Annotated in this window: 17 protein-coding genes and 1 tRNA gene; 6 read left to right on the top strand and 12 right to left on the bottom strand. The window is 31.4% G+C overall.

All coding sequences use genetic code 11. The features are described from left to right. Window positions 1-99: 99 nt before the first annotated feature. The 7 genes from EDB96_RS13050 to EDB96_RS13025 all read right to left on the bottom strand — a co-directional run bounded on the left by EDB96_RS13050 (window position 100) and on the right by EDB96_RS13025 (window position 4,276). A complete protein-coding gene (locus tag EDB96_RS13050) occupies window positions 100-498 on the bottom strand; it encodes a bifunctional (p)ppGpp synthetase/guanosine-3',5'-bis(diphosphate) 3'-pyrophosphohydrolase (protein WP_208326195.1) in 399 nt (132 codons plus the stop codon). A 23-nt stretch (window positions 499-521) separates the two neighbouring features. Further along, window positions 522-671 (bottom strand): hypothetical protein, encoded by a 150-nt coding sequence (locus EDB96_RS21150; protein WP_208326194.1) that lies wholly within the window; start codon window positions 669-671, stop codon window positions 522-524. A 108-nt stretch (window positions 672-779) separates the two neighbouring features. Then, window positions 780-1,979 carry a PQQ-binding-like beta-propeller repeat protein gene (locus tag EDB96_RS13045; RefSeq protein WP_134141259.1) on the bottom strand — a complete coding sequence of 400 codons (1,200 nt, stop codon included), beginning with the start codon at window positions 1,977-1,979 and terminating at the stop codon, window positions 780-782. Window positions 1,980-2,170: 191 nt separating this feature from the next. Beyond that, window positions 2,171-2,632 (bottom strand): MarR family winged helix-turn-helix transcriptional regulator, encoded by a 462-nt coding sequence (locus EDB96_RS13040; RefSeq protein ID WP_134141258.1) that lies wholly within the window; start codon window positions 2,630-2,632, stop codon window positions 2,171-2,173. A gap of 108 nt (window positions 2,633-2,740) precedes the next feature. Next, window positions 2,741-3,100, bottom strand: coding sequence for a VOC family protein (locus tag EDB96_RS13035; protein WP_134141256.1), 360 nt, complete (start codon window positions 3,098-3,100; stop codon window positions 2,741-2,743). A 364-nt stretch (window positions 3,101-3,464) separates the two neighbouring features. Continuing rightward, entirely contained in the window at window positions 3,465-4,019 is a 555-nt protein-coding gene (locus EDB96_RS13030) for a hypothetical protein (RefSeq protein WP_134141254.1), read from the bottom strand. Window positions 4,020-4,201: 182 nt separating this feature from the next. Continuing rightward, window positions 4,202-4,276: transfer RNA gene (locus EDB96_RS13025), tRNA-Val, on the bottom strand. Window positions 4,277-4,542: 266 nt separating this feature from the next. On the opposite strand from EDB96_RS13025, the gene EDB96_RS13020 reads away from it, so the two are divergent. Next, a complete protein-coding gene (locus EDB96_RS13020; RefSeq protein WP_134141253.1) occupies window positions 4,543-6,327 on the top strand; it encodes an ABC transporter ATP-binding protein in 1,785 nt (594 codons plus the stop codon). Window positions 6,328-6,540: 213 nt separating this feature from the next. Here the strand turns inward: EDB96_RS13020 and EDB96_RS13015 are convergent, their stop codons facing one another. Then, window positions 6,541-7,710, bottom strand: coding sequence for a proline dehydrogenase family protein (locus tag EDB96_RS13015; protein ID WP_134141252.1), 1,170 nt, complete (start codon window positions 7,708-7,710; stop codon window positions 6,541-6,543). A gap of 268 nt (window positions 7,711-7,978) precedes the next feature. On the opposite strand from EDB96_RS13015, the gene aroB reads away from it, so the two are divergent. The 5 genes from aroB to recQ all read left to right on the top strand — a co-directional run bounded on the left by aroB (window position 7,979) and on the right by recQ (window position 14,506). Further along, window positions 7,979-9,046: a 3-dehydroquinate synthase gene (gene aroB / locus EDB96_RS13010; RefSeq protein WP_134141250.1), complete on the top strand. Its 1,068-nt coding sequence runs from the start codon at window positions 7,979-7,981 to the stop codon at window positions 9,044-9,046. Between the two features lie 307 nt (window positions 9,047-9,353). Next, window positions 9,354-10,757 (top strand): arginine decarboxylase, encoded by a 1,404-nt coding sequence (locus EDB96_RS13005; RefSeq protein ID WP_057117937.1) that lies wholly within the window; start codon window positions 9,354-9,356, stop codon window positions 10,755-10,757. Window positions 10,758-10,856: 99 nt separating this feature from the next. Beyond that, the gene (locus EDB96_RS13000) at window positions 10,857-11,825 is read left to right on the top strand and encodes a deoxyhypusine synthase family protein (RefSeq protein ID WP_134141249.1); all 969 of its coding nucleotides are present in this window, start codon (window positions 10,857-10,859) and stop codon (window positions 11,823-11,825) included. An 8-nt stretch (window positions 11,826-11,833) separates the two neighbouring features. Beyond that, window positions 11,834-12,244, top strand: coding sequence for a DNA primase (locus EDB96_RS12995; RefSeq protein WP_134141247.1), 411 nt, complete (start codon window positions 11,834-11,836; stop codon window positions 12,242-12,244). 147 nt (window positions 12,245-12,391) lie between these two features. Next, window positions 12,392-14,506 carry a DNA helicase RecQ gene (gene recQ / locus EDB96_RS12990; RefSeq protein ID WP_134141246.1) on the top strand — a complete coding sequence of 705 codons (2,115 nt, stop codon included), beginning with the start codon at window positions 12,392-12,394 and terminating at the stop codon, window positions 14,504-14,506. A 48-nt stretch (window positions 14,507-14,554) separates the two neighbouring features. Here the strand turns inward: recQ and EDB96_RS12985 are convergent, their stop codons facing one another. From EDB96_RS12985 to EDB96_RS12970, 4 genes are all read right to left on the bottom strand, one after another. After that, a complete protein-coding gene (locus EDB96_RS12985) occupies window positions 14,555-15,070 on the bottom strand; it encodes a DinB family protein (RefSeq protein WP_134141245.1) in 516 nt (171 codons plus the stop codon). A gap of 28 nt (window positions 15,071-15,098) precedes the next feature. Beyond that, a complete protein-coding gene (locus EDB96_RS12980; RefSeq protein ID WP_134141243.1) occupies window positions 15,099-17,684 on the bottom strand; it encodes a phosphoenolpyruvate carboxylase in 2,586 nt (861 codons plus the stop codon). Window positions 17,685-17,776: 92 nt separating this feature from the next. After that, the gene (locus EDB96_RS12975) at window positions 17,777-18,256 is read right to left on the bottom strand and encodes an Lrp/AsnC family transcriptional regulator (RefSeq protein ID WP_008468989.1); all 480 of its coding nucleotides are present in this window, start codon (window positions 18,254-18,256) and stop codon (window positions 17,777-17,779) included. Window positions 18,257-18,333: 77 nt separating this feature from the next. Next, the gene (locus EDB96_RS12970; protein ID WP_134141241.1) at window positions 18,334-19,488 is read right to left on the bottom strand and encodes a M14 metallopeptidase family protein; all 1,155 of its coding nucleotides are present in this window, start codon (window positions 19,486-19,488) and stop codon (window positions 18,334-18,336) included. Between the last annotated feature and the right edge of the window lie 218 nt (window positions 19,489-19,706).

Here is a 19,706-nt window from a genome sequence, read left to right as displayed (position 1 = left end):
ATAGAAGTAGAACAAAATTATAGAGACCGTTTTGAAATAATTTATAAAAAACAACCTCCAAAGGGAATTCTTTGGAGGTTGTTTTTTGTTGACTGAAAATTAATTGGAGGTACTCAGAAAACGATAATACTCTTTAATTTTAATTTTTAATCGTCTTGCTAAATATTCATTTCCATCTTTCAGTTCATTATGAATAATTTCAGCTTCTTCAATATATTTTAGCTTTTTTTCGTCATTCCAATAATATGGAGGCTCATACAAATTTGATATTCTGTCGGCCATTTTAACCGCCCAAACTTCTATAGGCTGCTGTTTAATTCGGTTAAGACTATCCAACATTTTTTCCAATGAATCAGTTATTTGATCATTTTTGGTTAAAGCCAGAACTCCAGATGCAACTTGGCTTCCAAATAAATCATTAACTTTTTCATAATCAAACGTCGTATCTTCTATTGTGTCATGGAGCATTGCACATTTAACAGCCAAATCAGAATTCATATTTTCTGTCGATCGAATGGCGTTTAAAACTTCAAAAACAACACTTCCAATATGGTTAACTCGACTCTTTCGCCCTCGCTTACACCACCATATTTTTGTCCGTCATGTAGTTTTGAAACCAATTGCCAAACATTCTGAATTTCGTCTATTGACCAGTCTTTTTGTTGTCCCATATTCTATAATGAATTTTTAGATTTTATGTAATTTATTGCTTTTTTTGAATATCTGCAACAATTTTACTTTAAGCTTTTTCACTTTATAGAATTTAAGACAGCTTTTTATTATCGAATGATTTTGAGATATGCGGTGTAGATATTATCCAGAAGAGAAGTTCTCATATAATATACATTTTCGTCTTTTTCTCTCAAATCAAATTGAATTAAACCAGCATCACAATAATAATACAACAGGTTGTCATCATTTGGAAATTCAATGTTTGAAACAGGCAGAGTAGTTAATTTAGTTTCGAATGCTATTTCACCATTTGTTAAGTCTAATTCGAAAAGTTTTGCTTTTTTGGTGTAACCCCAAATATTCTCATTTTCTTTGATAATGTATTCAATATTATCATCTTTAAAATCAGTTTTCCATAGCTGAGTTCCAGTTTTTGAATCAACAGCATAAAGAGAAGAAGCATTGGTTCCTTGTGCTCCAAAATAAAGTGTATTGTTATTGCAAAGTATGCGTTCCTTAATATTGTATTGATTTTCAGCTAATTTAAACTGCCAAACAACATCTAATTTGTCAGGACTTAGAGCGAAAAGAACATCTTTATCATTTGCAATAAATATATTTTGACCATCTGTTACAGGCTTTCCGCTCATAGTTCCCTCAAAGTTTTTCTGGCTGAGAACTTTTCCTGTATTTGCATCAAAACTATAAACATTTGAACCGCTTTGGGTAAAAATTTTGTTATCAAAAAAAAGTACTGGAATTTCGTTGGTTGCAGAATCCAGCTTATAGTTCCATACTAAACTCCCGTCTTTTATATCAAGAGCATATAAATTACTGCCTTGATTTTGGTTTTGGGCGGTTATATAAAGTTTTCCGTTATGTATAACTGGAGTCTGGTCTTTTAAAACAATCTGATCTGTAATATTACCTAATCTTGATTTCCAAAAAATAGCGCCTGTTTCGTTATCTATTGCGAAAATTTCACCATTAATAAACGGAACATAAACAACTCCATCAGCTATTGTTACTTTATTGGCACACATTTCTGCGTGCGAATCCGCAGCTTTTACAGTCCAGCCAATTGTTTCAGTTTCTAAGTCATATGAAAAAAGAGAACCATCGTAATCGTAAATTAAGATTGATGCTTCGTCTAATGCAACTTTTTTAAGTGGTTTCATGGCTTTATTCGTCACAATTTCACTTTCGCTTAAACCTTTATTAGAATAATTAGTTTTGTTGGCAGGAGCTTGCCCAAATATATTTATCGCAGTAAAGACAAATAAAAGAGTTATTAATTTTTTTTTCATTTTAAGATTTGGGTTTGATGAATCGATTTCTTTTTAGCAATAAAGCTGCTAAACAAAACAATCTCTGCCAAATGTAATAAAAAAAATATTATAGGATTTTGATGATGTAGCTTCCATATCTCAATAATAAAAAGAAAAAATCAAAGCATAAAAAAAACTCCAAAATCTAATGACTTTGGAGAATTAATATTTTATTCATTCTTATTTTTATCAATAAGTTTTGCCATATTAGAATTGAATGTTGATAGATTTTCGTCTAACGAAGCAAAGAAATCAAGGTCGGCATTTTCCACTTCAACAAGTCCCTTTTGTAAGACGGTCTCTCCTATTTCCGTTAGTCGAATTGTTTTTGCTCTTGTATCAGTTTCATGTTCTTGCCTTGTAATAAAACCTTTTTCTTCCAACGTTCGCAATACTTTTGATACCATCATTCTATCAGCATTACTTTGGTTCGCAATGTCTACTTGTGTTACAGAATTGCTTTTTTTTGAAAGCCAGCCTAAAGCCGCCAACAAAACAAATTGTGTCTGAGTTAAGTCTAATGGATCTAAAACTTTTTTTAGTTTCCTCTGCCAGAGCATGGTTAATTGTCCCAGCAAATAACCAGGGCTATCTTTTGGACTTTTAAAATGAAAATTAATTTCTTTAGCCATAATGATATTGAAGCGTTTTTGTCGATATTAAATCGTCTTTATTAATTCCAAAGATAATCATAAGCTTGGATAATGAAAATTGGTTCTAAAAAAGTAAATAACTTACTTTTATTTTGTTTCCAAGAAAGTAAGTTTATAACCATCGAGATCTTTGACGTGAAAAGCTCTTCCAAAAGGTGTATCTATAATTGGGCCACAGTTTGTAACTCCATTTTCTATGAATTGCTCTTTCAATTCATCTACATTTTTGTCAACGGCAAACCAAAGAGCGACTCCAATTCCTAATTCTCTATCTTCAAGAGGTTCAAGAGGCGTACGAATTGCAAAACTTGCCTGCCCTTCATTATACTTAAAAATACAGGCTTGGGGATTGGTGTTTCCAATTTCAAATCCTAATTTTTTCTCATAGAAGTCTTTTGATGCTTCTAGATTTTTTACTTGTAGCGATGCAAATGTTAGTTCTCTCATATTTCTTAAAATTAAATTGTTGTCGCAAATATAATATACATGACAACAATACGCAAATATTTTTAGCTATTTCTTTTTAATAGCGAAAAATTATAGATTATTGTTTTCTAGAATTCTATCTCATTTATTAATAAATAATGCTTAATTTAATCTGTAGTTCAAGGTTGGATCTTAGGCTATGATTGAAATATGATAGGATTTCTACCTGTTTAGGACTTGTATTTTTCTTTTAAAAATATAGGCATAAAAAAAAACTCCTTAATTTCTTATGGAGTTTTTTTTTGTGGGCTGTCAGGGTTTGCAATCGAACACTTAATCCCTATTTTAACTTTTTTTGAAAATATAAAATGAAGCGTTCATTCGCTTATGAGTGGCTGTTAGTGGCTGATTTTAGTGTTCTTTTTTTTCTATAGTATTTATTTTTTGAGAAGTATAAAGTATAAATTGACTCTTTAGAAATGGCATCTTTCATTAGTGAATTTACTGAAACTGAATTTTTCAAACATGCTCCGTTTGATGTTGAAATGACTTCAGTATCATTTTTATGAGATTCATATATTTGATTAATCTTGGGATAATTTCTTTCCATTAAACCAATAAACGCAAAATATCTAACAACTGGATTTTCATCATTCGTTAAGTAAATCAAATCATCATTTGAAGCAACAGTCATCAAATTAAGGTAACTTGGTGTTTGAAAAACGAAATCAGCCAAAATACAAGTTTCGTATTTACTAATATATGAAACTTCTTTTTCAACTTCTGAATCGAGTTTATGACCACAGGATATTAAAATAAATAGTGTAAAGAATATTAAATATTTTTTCATCGCTTGTTTTTTTATCTGTAAATAGTATGGAATTACTACTAAATTTATATATGCCCAAACTTTATATCGCGTATTTGCTTCATTCTGCATGTGTATCCGCTATGTAATTAAGCACAAGTTTTTACAATAGTACAACAAAATCATAATACTGCGATTGGTTTTTAATAAATTGAGATTTATTTTGAGACAATAAAAAATTAAAATAAGTAATTTGAGAAGTGTATTAAAAAAAGCAACGCCATTGGAATTCAATGGCGTTGTTTGTCTTTGTGTGGGCGATGAGGGGTTCGAACCCCCGACCCCCTCGGTGTAAACGAGGTGCTCTGAACCAGCTGAGCTAATCGCCCTATTTTACTAGGCTGCTATCGTTTGTGATTGCGAGTGCAAATATACAGCTAGATTTTGTATTTGCAAGCATAATTAGAAAAAAAATGAAATTATTTCTCATCTTTTTCTTTAGCAATCTATTTTTCAGCTCCTTAAAAAACAAAGAAATTTTTCTATTTTCTTATAATTAAGTTAAAAAACGAAATCTGGATCTGTAATTCTTAATATTGCTTTGTATTCATTTGCTATAGTCATACATTTGCATACCTAAAAATAGTATATTCTAATGGCACGATTTAAAGAAAATGATTTACCTAAATCAAAAATAACTGCTACTTCACTTACCAAAGCAAAAACAATATTTACATACGCAGGAAATCACAAATGGAAATTTTTCATCGGATTGATTTTTCTGCTTTTAACAGGAGCTACTGCCCTAGCCTTTCCTAAATTAATGGGAATGCTGGTAGACTGCGTAAAAAATAAGGACAATGACGAAGCAAACAATATTGCTTTAGGCTTAATTGCAATCTTGTTTTTACAATCATTTTTCTCATTCTTTAGATTATCATTATTTGTCAATTTTACTGAAAATACATTAGCAAACCTGCGTTTGGCTTTATATACAAATTTGGTAAAACTGCCCATGACTTTCTTTTCTCAAAAAAGAGTTGGAGAATTAAACAGCCGTATCAGCGCCGATATTACTCAGATTCAAGATACTTTAACTACGACTATAGCAGAATTTTTACGTCAGTTTATATTGATTATTGGAGGTGTAATTTTACTGGCAACCGAAAGTTTAAAATTAACCTTATTAATGCTGTCAGTTGTTCCATTAGTTGCAATTGCTGCAGTAGTTTTTGGAAGGTTTATTAGAAAATATTCTAAAAAAGTACAAGATCAGGTTGCTGAAAGTCAGGTAATTGTTGAAGAAACAATGCAGGGAATCAGCATTGTGAAGGCTTTTGCAAACGAATGGTATGAAATTGCACGATATAAAGGTAAAATCAGTGATGTTATAAAATTGGCCATTAAAGGTGGTAAATACCGCGGTTATTTTGCTTCATTTATAATATTTTGCTTATTTGGTGCTATCGTAGCTGTAGTTTGGTTTGGCGTTCGTTTGAGTATAGCGGGAGAAATGAGCGTAGGACAATTAATATCATTTGTTTTATATTCTACTTTTGTGGGAGCTTCATTTGGTGGAATCGCTGAATTATATGCACAGATTCAAAAAGCAATTGGCGCAACGGAAAGAGTTTTCGAATTATTAGACGAAAATCCAGAAAAAATCAATTCTGATTCTAACAAAAACAAAGAAAAAATAAAGGGAGATGTAACATTCAACAACGTAGCTTTTAGTTACCCGACACGTCAGGAAATCCAAGTGTTGAAAAATGTAAATTTTAAAGCTGAATTTGGTCAGAAAATTGCAATTGTAGGGCCAAGCGGTGCTGGGAAATCGACTATTTCTTCGCTTCTTTTACGATTTTATGATATTACTTCTGGGGAAATTACTGTTGATGGAAAAAACATCTATGATTATGATTTGGAAGATCTTCGTGGTAATATGAGTATTGTTCCGCAAGATGTTATTCTTTTTGGAGGAACAATTAGAGAGAATATTGCTTACGGAAAACCAGACGCTACAGATGAAGAAATTATTCAAGCTGCGAAACAAGCAAATGCATTCAATTTTGTAGAAGGTTTCCCAGAAAAATTTGAAACATTAGTTGGAGAACGCGGTGTTAAATTATCCGGCGGACAACGTCAGCGTATTGCAATTGCGAGAGCACTGCTTAAAAACCCGAGTATTTTAATATTAGACGAAGCTACGTCATCTCTAGACAGCGAAAGCGAAAAACTAGTTCAGGAAGCTTTAGAAGTTTTAATGGAAGGAAGAACAAGTATTATTATTGCACATCGCCTTTCGACTATTAGAAACGCAGATAAAATTCTAGTTTTAGATAACGGAAAAATTTCCGAAGAAGGAACTCACCAAGAATTGATAAACTTAGAAAACGGAATATATAAGAACTTAAGTAATTTACAGTTTAGTAATTCTTAAGTAAAATTTCAATTTTTTAAAATTCCAAATTCCAATACAAAAAAGTCCATTGCAAAGCAAATGGACTTTTTTGTTAAAATCTAAAATCATACATCTCCAGCAAACCCGACAGGTTTTTAAAACCTGTCGGGTTTAATACGAATTAAAAAGGTTCCAATTTTAGTTGGAACCTTTTTAATATGTAAACTGTAAACCGAGACTGAAAACTGAAAATTATTTCCCTTTTCTACGTTTACGTTCTGCTTTAATCATAGATAATTCACGGCTCGTTTGCCCAGCAACAGAAGTATTTTCTTCTGCACGACGAATTAAGTATGGCATAACATCTTTCACGGGACCAAAAGGCAGATATTTTGCTACATTATAACCGTTTTCAGCTAAGTTGTAGCTAATGTTATCGCTCATTCCGTATAATTGTCCAAACCAGATTCTATTATCATTTTTTGCAATTCCTTTTTGAGCCATCATTTCCATTAACTTGTATGAACTCAATTCATTATGTGTTCCTGCAAAAATAGCCATAGTATCCAGATGATCTAACATGTAATTTACAGCAGCATCATAATTATCATCTGTAGCTTGTTTAGAAACGCAAATTGGCGAAACATACCCTTTTTCTTCAGCACGTTTGTTTTCTTTTTCCATGTAAGCGCCGCGAACTAATTTCATTCCAATATAGAAACCTTCAACCTTAGCAATATCATGAAGTTTTTTCAAGTAATCCAAACGATCCCAACGGTACATTTGTAAAGTGTTAAATACAATAGCTTTTTCTTTATTGTATTTACGCATCATATCTGTAACTAAATCATCTGCAGCATCCTGCATCCAGCTTTCTTCGCCATCAATCAATAGCGCGACATCTTTTTTATGAGCTTCACTGCAAACTTGGTCAAAACGAGAAACTACTCTGTTCCACTCCTCTTGTTCTGTTGGAGTTAAAGTTTGTTTTTCGCCTAATTTCTCATACAATTCAAAACGTCCTAAACCAGTTGGTTTAAATACTGCAAACGGAATCGCTAAACGTTCTTTTGCAAATTCAATAGTTTTTAAGGTCATTTCCAAAGCTGCATCAAACTGCTCTTCTTCTTCTTTTCCTTCAACTGAATAATCTAGTACAGAAGAAACACCTTTGGTAAACATTTTATCAACTACAGTTAAGCAGTCATTTTCGTTTACACCACCACAAAAATGATCAAAAACAGTTGCACGAATCAGTCCTTCAACAGGAAGATGTGCTTTGATTGCAAAATTGGTAACAGCTGTTCCTATACGTACCAAAGGCTCGCTGTCAATCATTTTAAAAAGAAAATAAGCCCTATCAAGTTCGGTATCACTTTTAAGTGAAAAAGCAACTTGAGTGTTATCGAATATTTTTTCCATTAAGTTTAGTTTTTGTGCAAAGATATAGAGTGTTTTGAATATTATTTACTAAATGCAATCATATTTTTTCAAATTGTTAATGAGATCATTATAATAGGATGAAATAGAAAGTAAAATTTTAATGTGGCGTGCTGCTTTCTATCAAAAAGAAAATATATGTCTCTCTCCATTAATTAGAATGATTCGTTTTAAAACAAATTAGCAGTAAAGTTTGAATATTATTTCCTTAAAAATGCCTTATTTTGCGGTTTCAATTAACTAAAGAATTATGCAATCTATTCAAGCCAATAATTATTTCGTGCATTTTAACCAAAATGCGTACGAAGCTTTAAATAAACATTTACGAGAAAATAAATACTCTAATATATTTATAATTGTTGATGATCAAACCAATGAACATTGTCTGCATAAATTTATTCCACTTCTTGAAACAGATTTAACAATCGAAATAATCGAATTTGAAGCGGGTGAAGCCAATAAAAATATAGAAACTTGTATTGAAATCTGGAATATTTTAACCGAACTTGGAGGTGATAGAAAATCACTTGTAATTAATCTAGGAGGTGGTGTTGTAACAGATTTAGGCGGCTTTGTTGCGTCTACTTTCAAAAGAGGTTTAGATTTTATAAATATCCCTACTACTTTATTATCTATGGTTGATGCTTCTGTTGGAGGAAAAACAGGTGTTGACTTAGGAAATCTTAAAAACCAAATCGGTGTAATTAATGTACCGCAGATGGTTTTAATAGATACACAATATCTTGAAACTTTACCGCAAAGTGAAATGCGTTCTGGTTTGGCTGAAATGCTTAAACACGGCTTGATTTTCGATGCACCTTATTGGAGACAGTTCTCAGACTTAAAATCTATTATTTTTGATGATTTGGACGAATTAATTTATCGTTCAGTAGAAATCAAAAATGAAATCGTAATTCAGGATCCGACAGAGAAAAACATTCGTAAAGCCTTAAATTTTGGACATACTTTAGGACACGCAATAGAAAGCTATTTTCTAGAAAGTGATACTAAAACTACTTTACTTCATGGAGAAGCTATAGCTGTTGGAATGATCTTGGAAAGTTATATCTCACTGCATAAAAATTTAATTTCAAAAGAAGAATACAGAGAAATCAAAACGGTAATTAAAGGCATTTATGATGATGTAATTTTTGAAGAAAATGACATTGATCCGATCTTAGAATTACTGATTCATGACAAAAAAAATGAATACGGCGCAATTCAATTTGCATTGATTGAAGGAATAGGAAAAATAAAAATTAACCAATCCGTTGAAAATAAATTAATTCTAGACGCGTTTCAAGATTATAAATCTTAAACTTTTTTTAATCAAAAGCATTGCGTTAGGTATATATTATTTTTTACATTTGCCACGATGAAAACAAACAGTAAACAAAGACAATTCAGTTCTTATAGAAACCGTCTCAACAGTTCTTTACTTAGAATGTTGAACCGTTTTTATAATAGTAAAAGCCCGCTTTGTTTTGATGTTTTCCAATGTTCAAAAGCCGAGCACGAAAAACTGCCTATTATATTTGCCAATATTAGAGTTTGAATTTAAGATTTAGTTCTAAAAACATCTAAATTAAAAACAAAATTTCACTCTCTAAAATATTGACATATAAATGAATACAAAATATTCTGATCTAATAAATCAAACATACTATTTTCCACAAGAGGAATTTAAACTAAACAAAGACAACCTTTTATTTCACAATATCGATTTGATGAAATTGGTTGAACAATACGGCACGCCATTAAAGTTTACTTACCTGCCTCAGATTTCTGAAAACATCAATAAGGCAAAAGCCTGGTTCAGAAAATCAATGGAAAAAAATAAGTACGAAGCAAAATATTACTATTGTTATTGCACGAAAAGCTCTCATTTTGAATATATTATGAATGAAGCTTTTAAGAATAACATTCACATTGAAACATCATCAGCATTTGATGTTAATATTGTTGAAAATTTATTAGAAAACGGAAAAATCAACAAAAGTACTTATGTAATTTGTAATGGTTTTAAGAGAGACGAATATATTTCTAACATTGCTAGATTAATTAATAACGGACATAAAAATACTATTCCGATTATTGATAATTATGAGGAATTAGATTTGCTTCAGGCAGAAATTAAAGGGAAATTCAAAATTGGAATTCGTATTGCTGCTGAGGAAGAACCTAAGTTCGAGTTTTATACTTCAAGACTAGGAATTGGTTACAAAAACATAGTTTCTTTTTATAAAAAACAAATTCAGGAGAATGATAAATTAGAGCTTAAAATGCTTCACTTTTTTATCAATACTGGAATTAACGATACATCATATTATTGGAATGAGCTTGTAAAATGTATTAAAGTATACATTGCTCTTAAAAAGGAATGCCCTACTCTAGATGGATTAAACATCGGCGGTGGTTTCCCAATTAAGAATTCGCTTGCTTTTGAATATGATTATCAATATATGATTGATGAAATTATCAATCAAATTAAAATTGCTTGTGATGAAGCTGAAGTTGATGTTCCAAATATTTTTACGGAATTTGGATCATTTACTGTAGGCGAAAGCGGTGGTGCAATCTATCAGATTTTGTATCAAAAACAACAAAATGATAGAGAAAAATGGAATATGATCGACTCATCTTTCATTACCACTTTACCAGATACTTGGGCTATAAACAAACGTTTTATCATGCTGGCGGTAAATCGCTGGAATGATACTTACGAGCGGGTTCTGTTAGGGGGTCTGACTTGTGATAGTGACGACTATTACAATTCTGAGCAAAACATGAACGCAATTTATCTTCCTAAGTACAATAAAGAAAAACCATTATATATTGGTTTCTTTAATACTGGCGCTTATCAAGAAACAATTGGAGGATATGGTGGTCTTCACCACTGTTTGATTCCGCAGCCGAAACATATTTTGATAGATCGTGATGAAAACGGTATTCTGGCAACAGAAGTTTTTTCAGAACAACAGACTTCAGACGATGTATTGAAGATTTTAGGCTACAAAAAAAAGTTATAAAAAACGTCAAATTAAGTAAGATTAGTATTTAGAAAATTCTTAATTTGCATTAACATCCAAAAAGGTTAAACTTTTTAATTCAAAAAAAAACAAAAAAAAATGAAAGGACCAATCAGTCAGTTTATTGAAAAACATTATTTGCATTTTAATTCTGCTTCATTAGTAGATGCTGCAAAAGCATACGAGCAGCAATTAGCAGATGGTGCAAAGATGCTTGTGAGTATGGCTGGCGCAATGAGTACAGCAGAAATTGGTAAAATTTTTGCAGAAGTAATCAGACAAGACAAAGTACATATCATTTCATGTACCGGTGCAAATCTAGAAGAAGATATCATGAATTTAGTTGCTCATTCTCATTATGAAAGAGTACCAAATTACCGTGATCTTACACCAGAAGACGAATGGGCTTTGCTAGAAAGAGGATTAAATCGTGTTACAGACACTTGTATTCCTGAGCATGAAGCTTTCCGTCGTTTACAAAAACACATTTACAAAATTTGGAAAGATGCAGATGATAAAGGAGAACGTTATTTTCCGCATGAATTCATGTATAAAATGTTGTTATCTGGCGTTTTAGAAGAATATTACGAAATTGATTTAAAAGATAGCTGGATGTATGCAGCTGCAGAGAAAAACTTACCTATTATCGTACCAGGATGGGAAGATAGTACTATGGGTAACATCTTTGCTTCATACGTAATTAAAGGAGATTTGAAAGCATCTACCATAAAATCTGGAATCGAATACATGACTTTCTTAGCAGATTGGTATTCTAAAAACAGCTCTAACGGAATCGGATTCTTCCAAATTGGTGGTGGTATTGCTGGTGACTTTCCTATCTGTGTGGTGCCAATGCTTTACCAAGATATGGAAATGCATGATGTTCCATTCTGGAGCTATTTCTGCCAGATTTCAGATTCAACAACTAGTTATGGTTCTTATTCTGGAGCGGTTCCAAATGAAAAAATCACTTGGGGTAAGTTAGATATCAAAACCCCTAAATTTATTATTGAATCGGATGCTACAATTGTTGCTCCGTTAATTTTCGCATATTTATTAGATTTATAAAATAATTTATGAAAAGAGTTATAGTAGACTACGCTAAACTTACCAATGAAATTTTAAACCTTTTGGTTGAGAAATTTCCTGATGGTTATGATGATTCGGATGTAATCCGTTTTAGAAATGCTAAAAACGAATTGGTTGAAGCTGTAGAAGTTCGTACAGAAGATACCATTTATTTAGTAAAAATTAGTACTAAACTTGCTGATAGAATTGAAAACTACGATGAAGATGATGATATTGATGTTGATGTAGATACAATCGTTCCAGTTAAAGGAATGGATCTTGATGATGATATTGACGATGACGATGAAGATGATAATCAAGACAAACCTGATGTAGACGGCGGGGACGACGACGATGAAGATGATGATGACAAAGCAGATACTGATTATGACGAAGAGGATGAAGAAGATGAAGATTAATTCATTTCTTTAAAATAAATAAGAGGAACTCTATATGAGTTCCTTTTTTTTATAAGTACAATTAACACGATTAGACGAAATTTATATTTTTGATTTTTGTAAGATTATTTTTATTTTTAATCTTTTATTTAAAAGATTATACGCCCTATGACTTCAGAAATATTACATACTGCATTAAAAGAGAATTTTGGTTTTGAAAAATTCAGACCCAATCAAGAAACTATTATAAATACCATTTTATCTGGACAAGATGCTTTGGCCATTATGCCTACAGGAGGTGGTAAATCAATATGTTTTCAGCTTCCTGCCTTAATTTTACCAGGAATTACAATTGTAATTTCTCCTCTAATTGCATTGATGAAAGATCAGGTTGATAGTTTGAAAACAAACGGAATTTCAGCTTGTTACATAAACAGTTCACAATCTGCACAAGAACAGCAATATTACATAGACAATTTAAAATCGAATACTTTTAAGTTAGTTTATATAGCTCCCGAAAGTCTCTCCTATTTAGAGGTTGCTTTCAATGAACTCACTATTAGCTTAATAGCTATAGATGAAGCACATTGTATTTCGTCTTGGGGGCATGATTTTAGACCAGCTTATACAAATTTAGGATATTTAAAAAGCCGCTTCCCTTCTACTCCAGTTTTAGCACTGACTGCTACAGCAGATAAAGCAACTCGTACGGATATTACAAAGCAGTTAAATTTAGTAAAACCAAAAACTTTTATAGCTTCTTTTGATCGTAAAAATTTGAGTTTAGAGGTTCGTCCAGCATTAGATCGTGTGAAACAAATTATCGATTTCATTGAAAATAAACCCAACGAATCTGGAATTATCTATTGCTTAAGCCGCAAGACCACCGAAGAATTAGCAGAAAAATTAAAGAAAAGCGGTATTACGGCAAAAGCATATCATGCTGGTTTGGATAATGAAACAAGAGCCAAAACACAAGATCAGTTTATAAACGACGATTGTCAAGTAGTGTGTGCGACTATTGCATTCGGGATGGGAATTGATAAATCAAATGTTCGATGGGTAATTCATTATAATCTTCCAAAAAATATTGAAGGTTATTATCAGGAAATTGGGCGTGCGGGCCGTGATGGTCTTCCGGCAGAAACTGTTTTATTCGAAAGTTATGCAGATGTAATTCAACTTCAAAAATTTGCTTCAGACGGACTTAACGCTGATATTCAGTTGGCTAAATTAGATCGTATGAAACAATATGCTGATGCTGTAAGCTGTCGCAGAAAAATTCTCCTTTCTTATTTTGGTGAATTGGTAACTGAAAATTGTGGCAATTGTGATATCTGTAAAAATCCGCCAACTTTCTTTGATGGAACCGTTTTAGCGCAAAAAGCTTTATCTGCAATTACCCGTTTAAAGGAATCTGAGCCTTTGGCAGTGATTGTAGATTTTTTACGAGGCTCGAGAAACGCGTATATCTACGAAAAAAATTATCAAACGCTAAAAACGTACGGAATTGGCGATGACATTTCTTGGTACGACTGGAATCAGTATTTAATTCAGCTTATTAATTTAGGATATTGCGAAATTGCTTTTCATCAGCACAATAAAATACTCCTTACTCCTTTTGCAAAGAAAGTTTTGTTTGAAGGCGAAAAAGTAAAATTGACAACTGTTGTTAAAAAAGTTATCGATAAATCTGAAATTAAAGAAACAAAAACGAAGGTTGCTAAAAATTCTCTTTTTGAAACACTTCGAAAATTACGCTATGAAATTGCAAAGGAAGAAGAAGTTCCTGCATATGTAATTTTTAGTGATGCTTCTTTAAGACAAATGGAAATTTTAAGACCAATGACAGACGAAGATTTTCTTGCTGTTGAAGGCGTCGGTAAAGCTAAACTTGAAAAGTATGGTTCAGAATTTATTAAGGCAATCATTGAGTTTTACAAGAATAAATCTGTTGTCAAAAAAGATAAAAAAGAAAGCACTTATGCCAAAACATTAGAACTATTTCAAAAAGGACTTTCTGTAGAAGAAATTGCCGGGCAACGAAATTTAGGTGAAACTACGATAATTTCGCATTTAGCTAAATTATATGTTGATGGAAATGATTTAGATTTGAGTCAATTCGTTTCAGAAGACGAAATCTTAAAAATTGAAAAAGCTCAGATTGAATTAGAAAAGCCTGAGGCATTGAGACCTTACTACGAATATTTTGAAGAAAAAATGTCTTATGATAAAATTCGTTTTGGATTGGCTTTTTTAGAAAGGAAGAATCAAATCGTATAAATAAAAAATCCTGTGAAATATTTCACAGGATTTTTTATTTTGGAAGGTTTACAAATATCTTTCTTCAAAAACTTTTTGATGATGTTTTTGATGTCCAATCATTACAAAACCTAAAGCACGAACTGAAATTTGATTGTCAGAAGCTATCCCAATTCTTTTAAGCTGTTCTTCAGATAAGCTTTTGTAAAACAATAAAGTTGAATGCCTTAGGGCTGAAAATTCTGTTAACAAATCTTGTATGCTTCGACTATTTGAATTGGTGTTATTTGCATAATCATCTTCTTCAAAACTAGGAAGAGGTGTTTTATCATTTCTTGAAAATCGCAATGCACGATAAGCAAAAATACGCTCAGTATCCATAACATGCTGAATAATATCTTTAATAGTCCATTTGCCTGGAGCATAACGATAATCAAATTTATCCATCGGAATATTTTGAACAAACCTGATAAATTCGTGAAGAGAAATTTCTAACTCTTCTATCAATATTCCATCGCCGGCTTGTTTAATATAAGTACCAAAATGTCCTGCATACTCATTTTCTAATATATCGCTTACTTTCATTTTTTAAAATTATATTAGAAACTCAGTTTTAAGCTGAGTTTCTACTTGCATTAGTGTTCCCGAAAAGAGATCTAGTTACAACTTTTTCGTAAACTTTAATCAACTCTTCATTTGGCGACTCTTCTTTATTTAACTCATTGATTCTAAGCAAAGCATACTGTTGGATTGTTAATAATGGCAATACAATACGCTCTCTTATTTGAATCGAAGCTATACCGTCAGGATAATTTTCCATTAACGTTTTATGATCAGCAATTTTCAATAAAAGTCTTTTTGTTTCTGAGAATTCATCATAGATAATCTGCCAGAATTCACCAAACTCAGGATCTTTTCTCATATAGGCTGTTAATGGTAAAAATGATTTTGCCAATGACATCATACTGTTTTCAAGTAAAGTTTTGAAAAATAATGAATTATGATACAAATCACTCACTTTATCCCACTGCCCACTCTCTTCAAAATGTTTTAAAGCTGAACCTACTCCAAAAAATCCAGGAACGTTTTGTTTCAATTGACTCCAAGATCCAACAAATGGAATTGCTCTTAGATCAGCAAAATCTAACGATTCTGATTTACTTCTTTTAGATGGGCGGCTTCCAATATTAGTTTTAGAATAGTATTTCAACGTACTCATTTTTTCCAAATAAGGAATAAACTTTGGATGATTCTTAAAACTTAAATATTTATCATAACCTAAATTAGCTAACTGGGTCAAAATTTCAGTTTCATCTGCTGTAAGTTCATTTTTTCCTTTACTGAAAACCTGATTCGTAACGCCGGCACTTAATAAATTCTCAATATTATAACGGCAAGAATCAAGAGTTCCGAAATTAGAGCTAATTGTCTGACCTTGAACTGTAATTTGAATTTCGTTATTTTCAATTTTTGGTCCTAAAGAAGCGTAAAACTTATGTGTCTTTCCACCACCACGCGCTGGAGGTCCGCCACGTCCATCAAAGAAAATAGCTTTAATACCGTATTTTCTAGAAATTTCAGTCAAGGCAATTTTAGCTTGATAAATACTCCAGTTTGCCATTAAATAGCCGCCATCTTTCGTTCCGTCAGAGAAACCAAGCATTATGGTTTGTTTATTTCCTCTAGATTTTAAATGTTTAGAGTATTCAGCATTTGTATATAACTGCTCCATTATTGAATGTGCGTTTTGCAAATCATCAACAGATTCAAAAAGCGGAATAATATCAACCGTAGGATTTTCCCAATTGTTCAAACGAATCATTGCGAAAGTTTCCATCACATTCAATGCGCTTTCATTATTACTAATAATGTAACGATTAGCACCTTCTTCACCATTATTAGCTTGAATAGTTTTAATGGCCTGAACAGATTCTAAAGTAGATCTTGTAATTTCATCTTCAAAATCACTTGGATTTAAATTTCCTTTGATCTTAGATAAAACATCAATTTTTTGCTCTTCTGTTAATTCAAAATAATTATTTGGAAAAATAGTAGAACCAGAATTCAAGTAATAATTCACAACATCTTTAAATACTGCGTTATGAATTTTACTATTTTGACGAATATCTAAAGTTGCAAAATGGAAGCCAAACAAATTGATTTTAACTAAAAACGCTTCTAATTCATCTAAATATAATGACTGATGTTTTTCAATAATTATAGTTCTAATAGTATTTAACTGCGTCAATAATTCTTCTAAAGTGATAAAAATTTCACCTTTAGAATAAAAAACAGAACGATAAAGCTTATGTTCAAGTTCTGCGACTAAAGTGTCTACACCAGAGAAAGTTAACTTACGTTTTAAATTTCTCATTTCAACATAATAACACTTTAAAATTGAAGTACGTAAACGATCTGCAACTTTAAGCGTAATCTCTGTAGTTACAAAAGGATTTCCGTCACGGTCACCTCCTGGCCAGAAACCAAGTTTTATTAATTGGTTATGAATTGGCTCGCCTTCTTTAATATTTTTTTGTAGATAATGTACAATTTCACCAGCTGTGGCATAAAACACATTTTCTAAATACCATATCAAACTTACCGCTTCATCATACGGATTTGGTTTTTCGTTTTGAATAAATGGTGTTTTTCCTAATTGAGCTAATAATTGTTTGATCTGTAATAAGTCGTTTTGACGAATTGCTTCTGTCAAATCGTTTATAATTCCTAAAACTGGTCCAGGATAAAATTGAGTTGGATGCGCTGTTAAAACAGTACGAACATTAAAGCTTTCTAAAAATTCAATTAGTTCGTCATCTTTTTCCTTTGCATCTGATTTTTCTTTAATATCACGCAAAGATCCGCGTCCCTCCATATTGTTAACCTCAGGAAAAGCTGCATCTTCAATAGCATCAAATAATACAATTTGACGCTCTATGTATTGGATAAATCGAAACATTAAATCGATTTTCTCAGTTTCTGAAGCGTTGTTAAGAAATTTACTAGAGAAAAAATCAAAAATTTCTTTTGGTGTTTCCTGTTTTTTAAAACCCGTTTCGCAAGTCTCTGTAAATAAAGGAAGTAAAACTCCCGTATTATCTATAGAATCAAATGGTAATGTTATAAAAACACTATTATAGATGTGGTATTTTGAGAGAACGTCTTGATTAAAACGTTCAATTTTTGGCAACGTATACATAATCGTGTTATAGTTGGTTGGTTAATTAGTCATAAAAAAACCCCAAGAATAAACTTGAGGTTATATTTTAATATAGCATTCAAGAAAAGTTCTTACATATTTTTGAAAATAGTATGCATCAAACGCTTCTTATCGTTTATACTTTCCTCTAGTGAAATCATTGTTTCTGTTCTGTAAACACCGTCAATATCGTCAATCATAAAGATAACTTCTTTCGCGTGTTTAGTATCTTTTGCTCTAATTTTGCAAAAAATATTAAATTTTCCAGTTGTTACAGAAGCTACAGTAACGAATGGAATTTGATTAATTCGCTCTAATACAAATTTTGTTTGAGAGGTATTATTCAGAAATACACCTACATAAGCAATAAATGAATACCCTAATTTATCGTAATCTAAGGCTAAAGAAGAACCCATTATTATACCTGCGTCTTCCATCTTTTTTACTCTAACATGTACTGTTCCAGCAGATATCAATAATTTTTTTGCAATGTCAGTAAACGGAACTCTCGTATTGTCTATTAACATATCTAAAATCTGGTGATCTACTTCATCTAAACGAAATTTACTCATAATTGTTTAATTAATATTACTAATTGCTATTACAAAGTATAAAATTATATATAAAAAACAACAAATTCACATAAAAATTAACTTTTTATTAATCCGTTAACAAATTTAACATTTTTATTTAAATAAAAATTTGCTTCCTGACCCGTTTTTGGAAAATTTGTGAAATCATCCGAATATTCCTGCCCTTTTGCATCGTATTCATAATGTCCAAAATAATTTTCCAATTCACCTACTTCAACTATGTAAGAGTTAAAATGAATCTTATTTTCGATTAATTCTTCTTTGTATTGTGCGACAAAATTCGTAATAATTTCGATACCATCATAATTTATTTTGACATTTTTATACATAAAATCATAAAAAACCACATTATTTTGTGAAATATTCAAATATTCACCAAATCGATTATCAACTAAATCGTTTTCGGAAATTAATTTAAAGCTCAAAATTAACGAGAAAAATATGTATTTACGAGTAATTTCCCTCTCATAATCGCCTGGGTAATGCCCTGCCTCAAATAAGATAGTAGGAACTCCTAAAAATTGAAAAGTGTCTCCAATACAATTAATATTAAAGGAATCATCAAAGCGACCTACCTGCCCTGGTATATATTTTTGAAGCTCTTTATTGATTCCTGCAATGATATTTATTGCTTTTAATCTATTTTCATTAACTTCTCTCTCTTCATTATAGGATGGTGCTAAAAAAGAAACGGTAGCCGGCTTTCCTGTTGTTCCAGCTCCAAAAATAGTTCGCTGATCATGAAGGTTAAAACAATAATGAGGTTTAAAGCTTTCGAAAACTTCTCTCAGAACATTGCTTTCTGGCTGTGTTAGATTTTGCGAATCACGATTAAGGTCAATATCATTAGCATTTGCACGTGTATACAATCTCGCACCATCTGGATTCAAAACAGGAATACAGTAAAAAGTAAAAGTATTGAGCATTCTCTTTGCAAAATCTGTTTCATCATTCAGCAGATTAATGAAGTCAAATAAAGCTTTTGTTGTGGTGCTTTCGTTTCCGTGCATTTGCGACCATAAATAAACACGGGTTGGTCCAGTACCAATTTGATAACTATATATAGGTTCTCCTAAAACAGATTTTCCAATAATTTGTACTTGATTGTTTGTATTTAGTTTATCCAAAAGTGGTTTAATATGATCTAAAGTCAAATATCTTCCAGATATAGATTCTTCTTTGTATTGGGTAAAAAGTGCTTCTAAATTCATTGTGTTTTGATTAGTTTACAAAAGTAAACATCTTTATTTTTACAATTGTAAACTATTAAAAAGAAAGAAAATTTATAAATGTAAACATATTTCAGAGTTATTTAATCCACACTTGTAGACAATTGGCTTACAAATGTCACAACTTTAAATAATTAAACCTAAATAACTGTTTATTAATTAAATAACAAGCTTTATATAATGTAATAAGTTAAGATATT

Origin of the sequence: Flavobacterium sp. S87F.05.LMB.W.Kidney.N, from assembly GCF_004366435.1 — a bacterium.
In the GTDB taxonomy this organism is placed as follows: Bacteria; Bacteroidota; Bacteroidia; order Flavobacteriales; family Flavobacteriaceae; genus Flavobacterium.
The sequence above is the reverse complement of the archived record's forward strand: the minus strand, read 5'-3'. Positions and strand labels throughout refer to the sequence as shown.

Coding starts and splice junctions, on each gene's coding strand:
- EDB96_RS13050 (WP_208326195.1), bottom strand. CDS start 498: ATGAATTCTGATTTGGCTGTTAAATGTGCAATGCTCCATGACACAATA.
- EDB96_RS21150 (WP_208326194.1), bottom strand. CDS start 671: ATGGGACAACAAAAAGACTGGTCAATAGACGAAATTCAGAATGTTTGG.
- EDB96_RS13045 (WP_134141259.1), bottom strand. CDS start 1,979: ATGAAAAAAAAATTAATAACTCTTTTATTTGTCTTTACTGCGATAAAT.
- EDB96_RS13040 (WP_134141258.1), bottom strand. CDS start 2,632: ATGGCTAAAGAAATTAATTTTCATTTTAAAAGTCCAAAAGATAGCCCT.
- EDB96_RS13035 (WP_134141256.1), bottom strand. CDS start 3,100: ATGAGAGAACTAACATTTGCATCGCTACAAGTAAAAAATCTAGAAGCA.
- EDB96_RS13030 (WP_134141254.1), bottom strand. CDS start 4,019: ATGCAGAATGAAGCAAATACGCGATATAAAGTTTGGGCATATATAAAT.
- EDB96_RS13020 (WP_134141253.1), top strand. CDS start 4,543: ATGGCACGATTTAAAGAAAATGATTTACCTAAATCAAAAATAACTGCT.
- EDB96_RS13015 (WP_134141252.1), bottom strand. CDS start 7,710: ATGGAAAAAATATTCGATAACACTCAAGTTGCTTTTTCACTTAAAAGT.
- aroB (WP_134141250.1), top strand. CDS start 7,979: ATGCAATCTATTCAAGCCAATAATTATTTCGTGCATTTTAACCAAAAT.
- EDB96_RS13005 (WP_057117937.1), top strand. CDS start 9,354: ATGAATACAAAATATTCTGATCTAATAAATCAAACATACTATTTTCCA.
- EDB96_RS13000 (WP_134141249.1), top strand. CDS start 10,857: ATGAAAGGACCAATCAGTCAGTTTATTGAAAAACATTATTTGCATTTT.
- EDB96_RS12995 (WP_134141247.1), top strand. CDS start 11,834: ATGAAAAGAGTTATAGTAGACTACGCTAAACTTACCAATGAAATTTTA.
- recQ (WP_134141246.1), top strand. CDS start 12,392: ATGACTTCAGAAATATTACATACTGCATTAAAAGAGAATTTTGGTTTT.
- EDB96_RS12985 (WP_134141245.1), bottom strand. CDS start 15,070: ATGAAAGTAAGCGATATATTAGAAAATGAGTATGCAGGACATTTTGGT.
- EDB96_RS12980 (WP_134141243.1), bottom strand. CDS start 17,684: ATGTATACGTTGCCAAAAATTGAACGTTTTAATCAAGACGTTCTCTCA.
- EDB96_RS12975 (WP_008468989.1), bottom strand. CDS start 18,256: ATGAGTAAATTTCGTTTAGATGAAGTAGATCACCAGATTTTAGATATG.
- EDB96_RS12970 (WP_134141241.1), bottom strand. CDS start 19,488: ATGAATTTAGAAGCACTTTTTACCCAATACAAAGAAGAATCTATATCT.